We start from the raw sequence: 14,045 nt of genomic DNA, 5'->3' as shown, positions 1-14,045 counted from the left end.
CCTTCCTTACTCTCGTTATTTTACTCCTTTTCCGTGAGTTGGAGGTGTCTACTTTTTTTGTACCACATCAACATACCCTGGGGTTGTCCAGATCCTTTGTCAGTTTCACAGAGCGGGCAACAGTCCCTTGCCCGGTAGTGATCAGAAAATCGCTGGTAAGGACATAAGGGAATCCGCTTTTCCTATCAAAAGGATAGCGTATTCCCAAACTATCTGCGATTTTTATGGCTTCCTCTAACTCTGATAATGGAAATTGCTCCCGGATATCCATTGTTTTTTCTGACCAATCCAACAGATAAAAATACCATAACTCCTGATTGGATAGCAGATGATGAATCCTTCCTGTCGTCATTCCTTTTACCCGCGACACGATGCCGTTGGAAGAGAAGTCATGGATATAAATCCATGGCTTATACTCTGATGCAGTGCCCTGGCCTCTTCCTTCTGATAAATATCTGTGGTATTTTTCTTTGTTCCATATGCGTTTTCTTTTCGCCATCGGATCACCGCCTTTGATTCAATTATACATCTTATTTTTGAAAGCAGCAGTCATATTATGGAACTTATTTTGAAATCCTGTGCTTCTCCTATTTTATATAACTTATTTTAGAAATTATGGCATTTATTTATCAAAATATAAGACTTATTTATGACTTAACACATGTCTGGCCCCCCGCAAAGCGGCCCTCACCGGGCCGGGTGGTCATCAAGCGGTACAGCTCGGTATTGGAGGGGAAGCGGTTGACAAAGGGCACCAGGGCGGAGCCGTACTTGATAAGCCCGCACCCGGCGGGGGCGTTGGTGATGTGCCCCATTTGTTCCTCGGAGATGTTCAGCAGGCGGGCCAGCTTCTCCCGGTCGCTTGCCGCCTGGTTCAGCATGACAATGAACTCGGAGTTACTGAGCATGGTGCTGGCCTGCACGGAGTCCAGAAGATACTCCACGTTCTGGGTAATCGCTGTCGGATAAGCATTTCGCTTTCTAAACTGCCGCCACGCGGAGTTGAAAAAGGCGGCGGAAAACTCGTTCTCAAACATGACGTGGAACTCGTCGATAAAGACGTGGGTGCGCTTGCCCTTCTTCCAGTTCAGGGTGACGCGGTTGAGCATGGTGTCGGTAATGACAAGGTGGCCGATGGGCTTCAACTGTTCGCCCAGGCCGTGGATGTCGAACACCACCACCCGCTTGTCCAGGTCAACGGTGCTTTCATGGCCGAAGATGTCAAGGGAGCCGGTGGTGAACAGCTCCAGGGCCAGGGCCAGCCCTTTCGCTTCATCCTCCGGCTGTTCCATCAGCTTTTCCCGGAGGGCAGCGAGGGTAGGCACGGTGCCGCTCCGTTCCGCTTCCTCGTACAAATCTCCCGTACAGCGGTCAATGATGGATTTGTGTTTGGCCTCCACGCCCTTGGGGTCGATGCGATCCACCAGGGACATGATAAACTGCGACTTCACCACGATGGGGTTGTTCTCGCCGTAGCCGTCCACCATATACATGGCGTTCAAGCGGTCTTTCCCGCCAGCGGTCACCCGGACAACCGCCCCCAGGTCGCCCATCGCTTCCACAAGGGGCGCGTACTCGCCCTCCGGGTCTGCTATAAGAATATCATCGTCTGTGTTGAGAATGAGGAACGCAATTTCCTCTTTCACGCTGAACGACTTGCCGGAGCCGGGGACGCCCAGCCGGAAGGACGACTGATTGAGCAGGTTCGCCTTGTTGCACATGATAAGGTTGTGGGAAATGGCGTTCTCCCCGAAGTAGATGCCGCCCCTGTCCATGATCTCCTGCACCTTAAAGGGCATGAACACGGCAAGGCTTTCGGTGGTCAGGGTACGGAAAGCGTCGATCTTCCGGGTGCCGATGGGCAGGACGGTGTTCAGGCCGTCGATCTGCTGGTACTTCAAAACGGCCAACTGGCACCGCCCGGACAAGGAGCGTATTTTTTCCGTGTCGCTGTCAAGCTGCTGTTTGCTGTCGGCGGTGATAACCAGTGTGAGGACGGCCTGCATCATCCGCTGGTCGCGGGTGGTGAGGTCAGCCAGAAATTCCTTGCTCTCCTTGCGCTACAACTCCATATCGTAGGGGACGATGGCGGAGAGGTTGTTGTTCTGATTCTGGCGGCGCTGCCAGTTTGTGATATTGGTTTCCACGCCCAGCAGACGGTTCTCCACCTCCCGCACGGCCTCATCGGTGGGAACAGAGAGAATGTCAATGGACAACATCATATTGCGGTTCAAGTCGGTCAGGTTCGCCACGATCTCGTCTTGGATATAGTTGGCGTAGTCCTTCAGGAACAGCACCCGGCAATAGCGGTCGCCCAGCTTCAGGTAGTCGCTGTGCTTTTCGATCCCGTCCGGGCAGATATAGTCCTTGAAGTCGTGGCCCTTTCGGGCCATGTCCGCCATGTCGAAGTGAAAACTGCCCTCGTCCCCGGCCCGGTAGAAGTCGTGGAGGATACGCAGACGGTCAGCGGCGTCCAGCTCCACGCACTTGGAGCCGAGGGCGGCGAAGCGGGCAGTCAGGTCGGCCCCGATGCGGGTGAAGTAGGCGCGGGCGTCCTCAATGTCCCGCTTGTAGACGGTCACGGTGACAAGTTTCTCCTGGATGATGCCGTTGGCCCCGGTCGCCTTGTCAATGAGCATTTGGTTATACTCCTGGCGGTACTTGTCCAGACCGTCCCCGCGCATGGACATAAGGACAGACTGCTCAAAGTCCGCTTGGCTCTGGCGGCGGTTGCAAATGGTGAGCTTGGTGGTGGCGGCGCTGTCCAGGCCGTTCAGCAGCTCCGAGTAGGCCAGGAACATGGTTTCCTTGTCCTCCCGGCTTGCCACTTTGTAATTGATGTCGGTGAAGCGGTAGGTCTTGGAGAACTTGACGCCCACCTTAAAAATGCCGTCCGGCCAGACGCATTGAATGGGTATCACGTCCTGCACCCTGCGGGGGATGCGGTACGGCTCCCGATCCTGCCGCATGATATTCTTGATACTCTTAATCATGGCGTTTGTATTCCTCCTTTTCCCGCTTTTCCAGGCTGGATTTCAAAAGGTCGTAGTACAGCGTGGACGATTCAAAGCGCAGTTCCCTGGGTTCCAGCACCTCGGAGCGCAGCCACGCCCAAATAAACTGCTCCGCCGTCATGCCGTGGTAGGTGAAAAAGCCCAGGGCGGCAAAGGGGGCCGCGCCCACAATGCACATCCAGGACACGGTTTCCGCGCCGACATAGGGTTTCAGCAGAAAGTACAGCCCCACAGCCACGGCCACCGCCAGGGCAGAAAAAATGAGCTGCCGCAGGGACAGCCCGAAAAACATACTCTCCGTGTAGTTGCGTATCTCACGGTTGATCTTGACTTCCAAAAAATAGACCTCCTTTATCGCTCCATCCCGCTCCTTTTTCTGGGGGACTTTTGCCGGGAGGGGTAGGGGATAAATTCTTCCTCCCCGGCGATGATGCTAAATTCCGCTTTCAAAAGCGGATGGGTTTCAAGCTCCTGGTGCTGACGGATCATGCGGATTGCCTGCTCCCTTGTAGCGGTGCTGCCTACCTGCGTTCCGTCTTTGAAAACATAAAATCGCTTCATTGTCTGTCCTCCCTTATAGGCCCATCATTTCACGCACAACATGGTCGGACATTTTGACGCTGCCCACCAAAATAAGCATATGAAACACCAATTCTCCAATATAGCTCCATACCATAGAAGCCGCCGCCGCGTCCGGGTCAACGGTGGGCGGGGAGCTGGCGAACACGGAGAAGATGATGCAGGCCAGCACAATGACGGCCCCCTCCAAACAGACGGCGGCGTAGCTTTTCAAGAAGCTCTTGCCCACGTTCTGGCTGGGTTCCCCGGCAAAGCTGGACAGGGGGATAGGGGCCAGCGCAGCGTACATATACATTTTGAAAAAGCGCCCGTAGACGCTCAAGATCATAACAAAGGACAGCACCCAAATGAACAGCCCGCCGATCAGCGTCACCGCCCATAAGGGTATGCTCTCAAAAAATCCGCAGTCCTCAATGGCCGTCACGATCTCGTCGGGCAGGACGGTGGAGTTGGGAGCGCCGAAGCCCGCCGAGTTCATAATGGTGGACACCACGCCCTGGATGATGCTCAAAAGGGCCAGCAACAGCTCCATGCCATAGGTGATTAGGGCCTTTGCCAGCGCAAAGCGGACGAACAGCTTCAGCGCGTGTTCCGGCTTTTTGACCTCCACAAAACTGCCGCAGGTCTTTACCACGCCCACCACAAAGAACAGCACCAGCAGGGCGTAGCCGATGGCTTGGAGCGCCCCGTGGATGTCCGACACCACGTTCCAGATCGCGCCGCCTTTGAAGTCCTGGGGAGACTGTGTGATAAGCTGCCATATCTCGCTCAACTTGCCATTCCAGACCTCCAAAGCGTTCTCTAAATTTTGGACTACCCAATTATCCGACACGCAAAGCACCTCCTTTTAGGGGCAGGCCCTGACGGGCCTGCCCCATGTGTTCGGATAACTCTGCGAAATTAGCCGCCGGTGATAAGGGTCAAAATCTCCTTTGCAAAAGTTATAATGACGCCGCCCGCCAGGGTCAGGAAGCCGTTGGAACGCTGGGACGGGTCGTGGCTCTGGAGGGAGAGGCCCACCTGGACGATGCCCCAGCCCAGCAGAATGAGGCCCACGGCCCGGATCAGGCCGAAGATGAACGTGGACAGGTTGTTGATAACGGTGAGGGGGTCGCCGCCAGCGGCGGGGGCGGCAAAGGCCGTCATGGTGCAGCAGCCCATCAGGGCCACGGTCGCCACCAGGGAGCAGTAGTAGCGGAAGCCTTTTTTCACCTTGTCGGGCGTGGGCAGACGGTTCTCGTTCTTCTCGAAAATGTTCATTGTGTGTTACCTCCATGACTGTTGATATATTCCTCCAATTCTTCCTCGGTGAGAAGAATGAAGTGGTGTTCTCCGGCGTCCTGTTCATCCGATTTCGCCGCCTGCTTCAGCAGTTCCTCGTCAAATTGGATGGACACGATGCTGTGGGTGTCCTCGCCGTGCCGGTACGGTTCGGCCCCGCCGTCAGTGGTCAGTTTCACGTTGGGGTGTTTCAGAATGTCGTACTTGAAGTCCTGGATGGGCCGCTCCCCACGGATAAAAAGAAGCGCGTACTGGTTGTCCAGCATACGCACTTCATCCGGCATAAGCAGTTCGCGGCCCGCTAATTGCCAGTTGGTGGAGTAGCCGCCGCTCCGCCCCCTGGACTGTCCGTAGGTGTTCGTGTCGATGGTTTCCTTGCCCAGCAGCTTGGAAACGTACTCATGGGTCGCCTGCTCATTTCCACCCAAATAGATAAACTCGTCGCAGTTGCCCACGATGCTCTCCCACTGTTTCTCAAAGAGGGCCTTTAGCTGGGCGAGGTTCTGGATGATGATGCTCACGGAGATCTCCCGGCTCCGCATGGTAGCCAGCAGCTTGTCAAACTCGTCGGGCAAAGCCACATTCGCAAATTCGTCCATGACGAAATGGACGTGGACGGGCAATCTGCCGCCGTGTACCACGTCCGCTTGATAGTAGAGCTGCTGAAATAGCTGGGTGTAGAGCATACCCACGATGAAGTTAAAACTGCTGTCGTTGTCGGGGATAACGGCAAAGATGGCCGTCTTTCTCTCGCCCAGGCTCCATAGCTCCATCTCGTCCGTCTGCGTCATACCGGCCAGCGATTCCAGGTTGAACTTTTCCAGCCGGGACACAAGCGTGATCTGGATGGATTTCAGGGTCTTGCCGCTGCCGGAGCGGTAATTGCGATAATATTTCAGGGCGATATGCTCCGGGTTCCGCATTTCCAGACGGTCAAAGAGTTCATCCAGCGGCGATTGAAACTCGTCGTTGTCCTCCCGGACTTCCCCGGCCCGTATCATTTCCATGACCATCGGAAAGTTCTGTTCATCGGGCGGGGCTTCATAGTGGAGATAGAACACCAGCGCCAGCAGGAGCATTTGCGCCGCCTGATCCCAAAACGGGTCTTGGCTCTGACTGCCCTTTGGCGTGGTGTTCTTAAACAAATTCGTCACCAAACGCTGGATGTCGTTGTCGCTGCGGAGATAGACGAATGGGTTATAGCAGTAGCTTTTTTCCATGTTGATAAGGTCGATCACCTTAATGTCGTACCCCTTGGCTTTCAACAGGTTCCCGGTGTCCCGCAGCAGCTCCCCTTTCGGATCGAGGCAAACAAAGCTGGTGTTGGCGTTCATAATGTTGGGCTTTGCGAAAAACCTCGTCTTGCCCGCGCCGGAGCCGCCGCACACCAAAATGTTGAGGTTGCGCCGGTGTTTGCGTCCGTCCAGCCCGATAGCCACGTTCTGCGTCAGTATCTTGTTCTCGGTCACGTTCCTGTCGGCGTACTTCTTCCTGACGGCCTGGGCGGTGCCCCACTTGGCGGAGCCGTGTTCCTCCCGCCTGCGGTAGTTGCGGTCGGTGGAGAGGTAGATGCCGATGCCCAGCCCGTAACACAGCAGAAAAACGAGGACAGTTTTCAGGCTGTCCCCGCACAGTACGATGTGGAACGGGTCGTTCGGCGCCGCGCCGCCGTACTGCACCAGCCCCAGCAGACCGCCGCCCACATAGGGGGCCAGCAGCAGGGCCAGCCAGACCACGGGGATAACGCCGCAGGCGTAGAGGGTCAGGTGGGCCTTGGAAAACTTATCTTGCCTCACGGTCAGCCCTCCGTTTCTCCCGCTTGGTGGGGGCGTCTATTACCTTTAATATCAGGTCGTCCACGTCCTCGGTGGGCTTGCCGTCCCGGAGGGCGTCGTTGCGGAAGTCGGTCAGGCCCGCCACCATAAGCCGCTGCTCGAAGCCGTTCAGCGTGACCACACGTTTTTCATCACGCATAGAGCGCCCTCCTTATCTCGCGCCGCCGTCCCGGTTTTTCTGTGCCTTTTCCTGAGCCTGGAACAGCCGGTTCATGTCGGCGGTGATGGTGCCAGCCACGTCCCGCATGACGCCCGCCTCGGCCCGGAGCGCCTTGGCGTCCATCATGGCGTAGCTTTCCGGCAGGCGGTCAAAGGAAAAGCCCTCTACCGACACGCCGTTTCTCTTGCACAGCATATAGGACACGCTGTACGCCGTGAAGTCGGGGCTTTCACAGGTGATACCGCCCTTGTCCATGTGGGCGCGGGCCAGCTCCTGGGCCAGCCCCCGGAAAATGGTGGGAGCATCCAGCCCTTGCCGCACATAGATGATATTGTTCTGCGGGTGATAGGCCACGTTGGTGCCCTCCGGCAGTTCGTTGGAGATGGAGAAGCGGCAGGGGGCGTTGTTCATCAGGGCTTTCAGCAAAAGCCGCTCGTCACGGGCCACGGCGGGGGCGGGCCGCTGCTCGGCCCTGGTCTGAGAAATATCAAAGACCTTTTTCACATTGTAGGACACGCCCGTGCTGCCATCGTCCTTTTTGTACTCCTTGCCCGGTTCCAGAATGGTGATGGCATCCTGGCCCCGCTTGACGTACACGCCGTCGACCTTCCAACTGTCGAAGTCAGCCAGCTTGGTGGCCTCCGGGCATTGGGCGGCGATCAGGATGGCGTTGCTCACGGAGTAGAGGTCAAAGCGGGCCTGCACATCCAGATAGGCTTGGAACACGCCGCCGTCCACGCCCATGTCGTGAACGTGGCTGTCGATCATGGCGTAGATGCTCTCGCGCTCCGCCTGCTTTTTCGCCGCCCATGCGTCTTTGTTAAATTCCTCCTGCGGGGCGGGCTGGCCGGTAAACAGATCATCATAATTCGGCATTGTTATCGCTCCTTCTGCTTTTTAGATTTTTTCTTGGGGGGTGCCTTGTGCTGGGCCGGTTTCTGGCGCTTGGTGTTCCCCCTGGCCTTGTCCTCCGCTTTCTGCCGCTGTTCCGCTTTGATGTCGTTCAACTCCTGCCGGACAGAACGGCGGGAACGCTCCTGCGGATCAGAAGTACCCGGTGCGGTTGGCTCTTTGGGCTTTGAGGTAGGCTCGGACTGACGGGATTTCTCGATCCGGCCTTCGGTGGGGTTTTCGGTCTGGCCCTCCTCCCTGGTGGGGGATGCGCCCAGCACCGCCGCTAAAAACTCGTCCATATCCTGTTCGGGTTCGGGTGCGGTGCGCTCCGGGATGGGCAAATCGCCCTCCTGTTCCGGGGGCGGGGAGAGCATGGCGTCCAGCAGATCGTCCACCGCCTGCTCGGTCATCGGTTCCGCCGCCGCTGGCGCTTCCGGGGCGGCGTTCTGCTGGGCCTCCCGGCTCTGTTCGATCTCCCGCCTGACCTCGGCCATATCCACCGTAGCCAGGTTGAAACGCTCAAAGATGCGGTTGATCTTGCTGGCGTCCTCGGCCCGTACCATGATGTCGGTCAGCCCGTCCGTGGCGTCCCGGTCTTTTAGGACGCAGTAGAGGACGCCGTACTTCTTGGCCTCCCGGCAAAAAAGCTGGAGGTCGCTGTCCTTCACGGCGAACACCTTCAACTCCTTGCCGCTGCGGAGCATATTGGTCAGGCGGGTCTTGCCCTTGGTTTTCTTCTGCTCCCGCAGGATGGCGTACAAGAGGATGGCAAGCTGTTTGGCACCCTCGCCGGCCAGCTTGACGGCTACCTCACCTGTTTCCAGGGACAGCCTCACGACCTGCTCCGCCGCGTCGCCTGAATAGCTCATGCTGTGTCAACTCCTTTCGTTCGGTTTCCTTTTGCTCTATCAGCCGTTCCAGGTTTTCCTTGACCTGCCCGGAACGCTGGGGGATACCGTCACATAAGACCACCTCCTTTCGTGCCGCCCTGATCCGGCTGGACAGGGCGCTGGTCTTCTGCTTCACCTCGTCCACGGCCAGGGGGTCGCCCTGCCGGTTCAGCCGCCGCAGTTCCTTACGGAGTTCCTGCCGCTGGGCGGTCAGGGCGTCCACCTCCGCCGACACCGTTTCCCGGTGGGCGGTCAGTTCCCCGATGGTGCCGATGTGGTGCTTTCCCAAAAACCGGGTTTCCGCGTCCAGCCTGTCCAGCTTGGCTATATCTTCACGCAACAAAAAAGACACCCGCTTGACGGATGCCGGTCGTTTGACGATGATGTGAAGTTCATAGCAATATCGGAAGTACAGCGCCCGCAGGCCGGTGACTTTCTTCCGGGGCTTGCCCCGCACCCGGCAGCGCCGGGGCGGACGATGCACCACCTCCGGGAATGGCACTTGCTTTTGGAGGTTGTGCAGAATACGCTCCTTGATCTCGTCCAGGGAGTAGCCCTCGCCCAGCTTGTGAAAGCGGAAGTACCCGCCAGCGTCGGGCGGTTTCAGGGCTGGATATTTCAGGGGCTTGCCGCCCTTGCCCCGTGTTTTGATCTGATAGCCCATCTCGCCCATCACCCGCAGAAAGTCGCGCTCGGTGGTGGATGCGAGGATGGCCCGGTCAATATCCGCCCGGATGGTGCCCCGGTGGGTGGGCTTACCGTTCTGCTCTGCCTGCCATTCGGCGTAGTGCTTGGCCCGCCCGCCGGGGTTCTCAATGACGGAAATGGCGTACTCCCGGCAAAGCCGGTCTGACACCTCCCGCATACGGGCATAGTCGGCGGGAGTGTTATCAAATTTCAGCCCGTCCGCAAAAGAAACGGAGTTCAGAACAAAGTGATTATGATAATGGCCGGTATTACAGTGGGTAGCTACCACCACTTCAAAGCGGTCGCCCCACAACTCCTGCGCCAGCTTGACGCCGATCTTATGGGCAATCTCCGCTGTGACCTCATTGGCCTTGAAAGACTGATAGCCGTGGAAGCAGACATGGCCCCCCATTTTGTCCCGGCCCGATATGCGCTGCCATAGCTTTTTCGTTTCAATAAACTGATGGGCGGCGGTTTCTTCTTCACAGTTCAGGCAGGACACATAAGAGCGGCGCTCGGTTTTCATGTCATTGGCGGCATACTCCAGCACATCGCCAACAGCGTGGAGGGACGCCAGTTCCTCATAGCTGCCCTCGGTGGTCTTTTCCGGGTTCCGGGCGTAGTTTATCACCCTGTCCACGCGCCCCTTGATGGGCCAGATAGAGGTAACGGCCATATCAGTCCGGCATGGTGTAGGCGTCCACGATCAGCTTCTCAACCGTGCGGAGGTCGGCCACATCCTTGCGGAGCTGGGGCACGTCCAGCAGGCCGATGGAATTGGCCCGCTTCAAAATCTGATTGAGGTTGCTCCCCACGCGCCGCACCTCCTGGATCAGCGCAGGCACGTCGGCAGTCGGCCCGTCCTTGACCTCCTTACCGGCAACAGCCGCACGGATGAAGCCCTCCCGCGAGAGGTGGGACTTGCGGATTTTTTTCGTCAGCGCGTCTAACTCGTCCTTGGAAAAATAGACGACGACGCGGCAGTTCCGTTTTCTCAAAATGAAACGCTCCTTTCTGGAAAGTCGGTTGTAAATGCGGGGTCATAGGGGCGGCAAGCCCCTGTCAAGCGGCCTTTGCTGTAGCAAAGGCGTTGCTTGTTAAGACAATACCGCCCTCTGCGCCTGCGGCGCGGGAGAACGGTCGGGGCAGGTTCAAGCCCGGTCGGATTCCCCCTGGCGGGGCGGGCCGCAAGCCAGAACTCCCGCTTGGCCTGCATATATTCGTCATAGGCAAGCTGGCGGTTGATGCGGTCAAGCCACGCCCACTCCGCTGGGGAAACACGGCGGGCGGGTTTGGGAGGGGGCTTGCTCTGCGGCGGTTTGCCCTGCATGGGAAAACACCTCCTTTTTTCAGCGGGTGACGGCATTTTTGCCGCCACGGTGATTTGCGGTCAAAAAAGTGACGGCACTTTTGCCGTCACGGTTGTTTAAGCGCAAAATAGGTGACGGCACTTTTGGCCGTTTTTGCCGTCACATGAAGTTATCCAGAAAGCCCATGATGGCGTCGTCCGTCCCGTCGTCGCCCTCCAGCTCCGTTTGCACGGGCTGAACAGGCAGTTGTTTCAAGACGGCGAGTTCTTCCCGGATGGTGTTTTGGACGATTTCTTGTATACGGCTGGTCAACTCGGCTTGGTTGATAATGGACAGCACGGCCTTGTTCATGGACGCCGGGTTAAGTCCTTGCAGATACTCCCACGCCTGCCTGTCCTCCGGGCGGTCAAGGTCAAAGCGGAGGGTCATCTTCTTACGTTGCATGGGCACCGCCGCCCTTACAAAGCGCCATTTCGCACAGGTACTCGTAGCCCTTGGCCGTGGCGCAAATATCATCGTAGATGGTCACGCGGTCGGCGTCATACTCCCCAAAGTTGCGGATCAGGCAGCTCCCGCCGCCCAGCACATGGAGGCGCATGAGGGCCGGGTTGTACTCACGCTCCCGCAGGATGCGGAAAATCTCACGCACATACCCTGCGGCGGTTTCCCGGATGGTGGTCAGGTAGTCCTCCTGGATGTCCGCCGTGCCAAACCGCAGCACACGGTTGATGATGGAGTCGTCCACCGTAGCGTGGTGAGCTCGCATGACGTTCTCCCGGACGGCCAGCATACATTGATGGGTGCCGTACTTCTCCGTGAACATTCGGTCAGCGGCGGGCCTGCGGTCGTTGATGAACATGATGTTCATGGTGCCGTTTCCAATGTCGCACAGCATATTCACGCCCTGAAAGTCCCTGATCTGGCTTGCCACTGCCGCGAAGCCCTGGGGGAACACATCGGCCCCGGCGATCTCCACCCGGTAGGGCTTTCCCCGGAACGTAAAGCGTACCTCCTGGCTCCGCATGAGGTAGGTTTTGAAGTCCTCCCGCTGCTGGCTCACCCAGGTCAGTGGCAGGCCCACGGCGAGGCGCACCGTGGCGTCGGTCAGCCCATGCACGTTCAGTTCACGGGCGATAGCCGCCAGGGTCAGGATATAATAGTCGTCGTCCCCGGTCTTGTCGGCGGTAAACTCCTTGTGGCCCGCCCCGACAGAAAAGTACCGCCCGCCGCACACTAACAGCTCGTCCTTGAACACCGGCTCCACGTCATGGGCGGTCAGTCCTGCGGGAAAACAGCAGTTTGCGGTCTTGATGTTGCCATAGCCGTTGTCAATGCCGATGATCCTCATGCCCTGATAGTCCTTCACCGGCTCCATTCCTCCTTTCGATGTGTCAGCCCCAGCTTCCGTTGGAGCAGTTCGTTCACGTCCTTGCCATAGGGCGGCGGTCTGTCCTGCACCGTGTACTTGTCCCCCAGGCCCTCCATGATGCCAGCCGCCGCGTCCCGGCCCACCTCGTCGTTGTCCAGGTGGAGATAAAGCGTATTGGTGCCGGGGTGGTCTTGGAGGTACTGGCTGAGAGCAAGAGGGACAACGCCCTCCCGCTTCCGTTTGAACACCCCGGCCAGGGAGAGAAGGGCGTCCTGCCGCCAGTCCCGGCCATTCATTTTCAGCAAAGTGGCGTAGCTCAGCAGGTCGATGGCCGATTCAAACAGGTGGACGCCGGGGGCGCGGGTGTTTTCCGCGATAGAAAATGAATAGTGCTTGTCGCTGCCGGTGGCCTCGCCCTTGAAGTCCCCCACGGTGCCGCGCAGAGCGGCGTACCGGGGCTGGCCTTTCAGGTCGCGGCCTACGAATACGCAGTTGTGATAGGGCTGGCTTTCGTATAAGCGCCCGGTCTGGATGCAGTAGTCGATCACGTCATAGTCGATGCCCCGCCCGTGGAGATAGCTGACCATGTGGGTGGCGCACCGGCTGGCCTGGGGCAGAAGCAGCTTCCGTGGTTCCCGTTCCTTCGGCTTGGCCTGGGCCGCACGGGGCACAGGGGAGAAGTTCTGGCCCACCAGGGCCTCCACCGCCTGGGTAAAGGAAAAGCCCTGGACTTTGATAAGATAGTCCAGGGCCGTCTTGCCGCCGATCCCACGGGAAAACCAATTCCATTTCCCGTTGCTGATTTTCAGGCTGTCATGCTCACGGGTGCAGTAGGTGCTGCCGCTGACGTGTACCAGCTCATGGAGGTCGAACCGCTGGAGGTAGGTCAGCAGGTCAAGCTCCTTTGCCTGGGTGATCTGTTCCGGCGTGACGTAACCCATCTACCGTCCCTCCCGCTGGCCCGCTTTCTTTTCAGCTTGTATCACAGCGTCGGCGCGGGCCTCGATCACGTCCCGCAAGTCCTCCATGTGGTGGGTTTCCACTTTGTTCCACTCCTTGTAAATGTCTGCCAGTGGGTTGTGGGATTTCAGCAGCGCCCTGACCTGGGTCTCCGGCAGTTTGAGCGCCGACATTTCCATCACGATGTCCTCCCGGACGGTGTACTCGGCGGCATGGTTCAGGATTTCGCCGGGTGGCTGGCCCAGCAGCCAGTTCCGATAGTGTTCCTGTTCTGCGGCCATGCGCTGGTACAGCTTGGTACACAGTTCCTCGCCTGTCATGGTTCATCAACTCCTTTTTCAGATAGTAATAGCCGGGGGACTTTCGGATTGAAAATCTCCCCGGCTATGTACGGTTCCTGTTGTATCAGGACAAAAAAGATGGTATAATGCGGCAAAAGCAAAATTTCGTATGGAGGTGCCTCATGGCAGACCGCGAACATATCCCCGCCGCAAAAAAGGCGGTGTATCTGGACAAGCAGACATTCGCCACCATTATGTGCATGATCCCCGCAGGGAAGCTGACCACCCAGGAGGCCATCTGCGAGATGTGGGCCAGACGGAAGGGGGCTGACCGCTGCGAGATCGAGAACGACGGCATCACGCCCTTTGATAAAAAGCTGTTCTGGAAGCCCGCCGATATTCAGCGGGTGGACTTTATCACAGAACTCAAAGACTACGGCAAACCTGACCAAGATAGCCTGATACCCTATTGGCGCATGATCTCGCTCCGGGGGATGCTGATAGACTATGGACACTATTTTGATAAGGAAGCGCAAAAGGAGCTTTTGGAACGAGAGGGCCATGTGATCGAGCAGCCTGATCCTAACAAGCGTCTGTACCGGGTTCAGAATTACAAGGCGGCGCTCTTTGACCTGAATAAGCTGATAATCAAAGAGTAAACGGCTATTCCTCCCACTTGCTAAGTGTCAGCGCCAGTGATAAAATGTAAAAAAGCGCCGAGGAAAAAATGTAGTTTTGTGGCGGAGGTGAAGGGAAAAAGATAGACTCCCAATCAGGGCGAGAAA

16 protein-coding genes and 1 pseudogene are annotated in these 14,045 nt (G+C 57.6%); 1 reads left to right on the top strand and 16 read right to left on the bottom strand.

Annotation, left to right across the window (positions count from 1 at the left end):
- Positions 1-67: 67 nt before the first annotated feature.
- From D7X94_RS16840 to D7X94_RS16760, 16 genes and pseudogenes are all read right to left on the bottom strand, one after another.
- The gene (locus D7X94_RS16840) at positions 68-499 is read right to left on the bottom strand and encodes a TnsA endonuclease N-terminal domain-containing protein (protein ID WP_243111373.1); all 432 of its coding nucleotides are present in this window, start codon (positions 497-499) and stop codon (positions 68-70) included.
- A 148-nt stretch (positions 500-647) separates the two neighbouring features.
- A pseudogene (locus D7X94_RS16835) lies at positions 648-2,993 on the bottom strand (VirB4-like conjugal transfer ATPase, CD1110 family).
- Entirely contained in the window at positions 2,986-3,351 is a 366-nt protein-coding gene (locus D7X94_RS16830) for a PrgI family protein (RefSeq protein ID WP_120428916.1), read from the bottom strand. Before D7X94_RS16830 ends, D7X94_RS16835 begins: the two are co-directional and overlap by 8 nt.
- Before the next feature lie 14 nt (positions 3,352-3,365).
- Positions 3,366-3,575, bottom strand: coding sequence for a hypothetical protein (locus tag D7X94_RS16825; protein WP_120428913.1), 210 nt, complete (start codon positions 3,573-3,575; stop codon positions 3,366-3,368).
- 13 nt (positions 3,576-3,588) lie between these two features.
- The gene (locus tag D7X94_RS16820) at positions 3,589-4,425 is read right to left on the bottom strand and encodes a hypothetical protein (protein ID WP_120428911.1); all 837 of its coding nucleotides are present in this window, start codon (positions 4,423-4,425) and stop codon (positions 3,589-3,591) included.
- Between the two features lie 68 nt (positions 4,426-4,493).
- The gene (locus tag D7X94_RS16815) at positions 4,494-4,853 is read right to left on the bottom strand and encodes a glutamyl-tRNA amidotransferase (protein WP_120428910.1); all 360 of its coding nucleotides are present in this window, start codon (positions 4,851-4,853) and stop codon (positions 4,494-4,496) included.
- Positions 4,850-6,670 (bottom strand): VirD4-like conjugal transfer protein, CD1115 family, encoded by a 1,821-nt coding sequence (locus D7X94_RS16810; RefSeq protein ID WP_120428909.1) that lies wholly within the window; start codon positions 6,668-6,670, stop codon positions 4,850-4,852. Before D7X94_RS16810 ends, D7X94_RS16815 begins: the two co-directional genes overlap by 4 nt.
- Complete coding sequence (locus D7X94_RS16805) at positions 6,657-6,848, bottom strand: hypothetical protein (protein ID WP_016321927.1); 192 nt, start codon at positions 6,846-6,848, stop codon at positions 6,657-6,659. Before D7X94_RS16805 ends, D7X94_RS16810 begins: the two co-directional genes overlap by 14 nt.
- A gap of 12 nt (positions 6,849-6,860) precedes the next feature.
- Positions 6,861-7,745, bottom strand: coding sequence for a hypothetical protein (locus tag D7X94_RS16800; RefSeq protein ID WP_120428907.1), 885 nt, complete (start codon positions 7,743-7,745; stop codon positions 6,861-6,863).
- A 2-nt stretch (positions 7,746-7,747) separates the two neighbouring features.
- A complete protein-coding gene (locus D7X94_RS16795; protein WP_120428906.1) occupies positions 7,748-8,632 on the bottom strand; it encodes a PcfB family protein in 885 nt (294 codons plus the stop codon).
- Entirely contained in the window at positions 8,574-10,016 is a 1,443-nt protein-coding gene (locus tag D7X94_RS16790) for a relaxase/mobilization nuclease domain-containing protein (RefSeq protein ID WP_120428904.1), read from the bottom strand. Before D7X94_RS16790 ends, D7X94_RS16795 begins: the two co-directional genes overlap by 59 nt.
- A 1-nt stretch (position 10,017) precedes the next feature.
- Positions 10,018-10,338, bottom strand: a complete 321-nt coding sequence (locus D7X94_RS16785) for a plasmid mobilization protein (RefSeq protein WP_120428902.1) — start codon at positions 10,336-10,338, stop codon at positions 10,018-10,020.
- Positions 10,339-10,809: 471 nt separating this feature from the next.
- Positions 10,810-11,094: a hypothetical protein gene (locus tag D7X94_RS16775; protein ID WP_120428898.1), complete on the bottom strand. Its 285-nt coding sequence runs from the start codon at positions 11,092-11,094 to the stop codon at positions 10,810-10,812.
- Positions 11,084-12,025 carry a ParM/StbA family protein gene (locus tag D7X94_RS16770; RefSeq protein ID WP_120428897.1) on the bottom strand — a complete coding sequence of 314 codons (942 nt, stop codon included), beginning with the start codon at positions 12,023-12,025 and terminating at the stop codon, positions 11,084-11,086. The genes D7X94_RS16775 and D7X94_RS16770 overlap by 11 nt, the downstream gene beginning before the upstream one ends.
- Positions 12,013-12,960, bottom strand: a complete 948-nt coding sequence (locus D7X94_RS16765) for a DUF3991 and TOPRIM domain-containing protein (protein WP_120428895.1) — start codon at positions 12,958-12,960, stop codon at positions 12,013-12,015. Before D7X94_RS16765 ends, D7X94_RS16770 begins: the two co-directional genes overlap by 13 nt.
- On the bottom strand, positions 12,961-13,299 hold the full coding sequence (locus D7X94_RS16760) for a DUF3848 domain-containing protein (RefSeq protein ID WP_120428894.1): 339 nt from the start codon (positions 13,297-13,299) through the stop codon (positions 12,961-12,963).
- A 143-nt stretch (positions 13,300-13,442) separates the two neighbouring features.
- On the opposite strand from D7X94_RS16760, the gene D7X94_RS16755 reads away from it, so the two are divergent.
- Positions 13,443-13,919 carry a hypothetical protein gene (locus D7X94_RS16755; protein WP_120428893.1) on the top strand — a complete coding sequence of 159 codons (477 nt, stop codon included), beginning with the start codon at positions 13,443-13,445 and terminating at the stop codon, positions 13,917-13,919.
- Positions 13,920-14,045: the final 126 nt, after the last annotated feature.

The sequence above is a fragment of the Acutalibacter sp. 1XD8-33 genome, assembly GCF_003612555.1.
In the GTDB taxonomy this organism is placed as follows: Bacteria; Bacillota; Clostridia; order Oscillospirales; family Acutalibacteraceae; genus Acutalibacter.
This window is presented reverse-complemented; position numbering and strand designations above follow the sequence as displayed.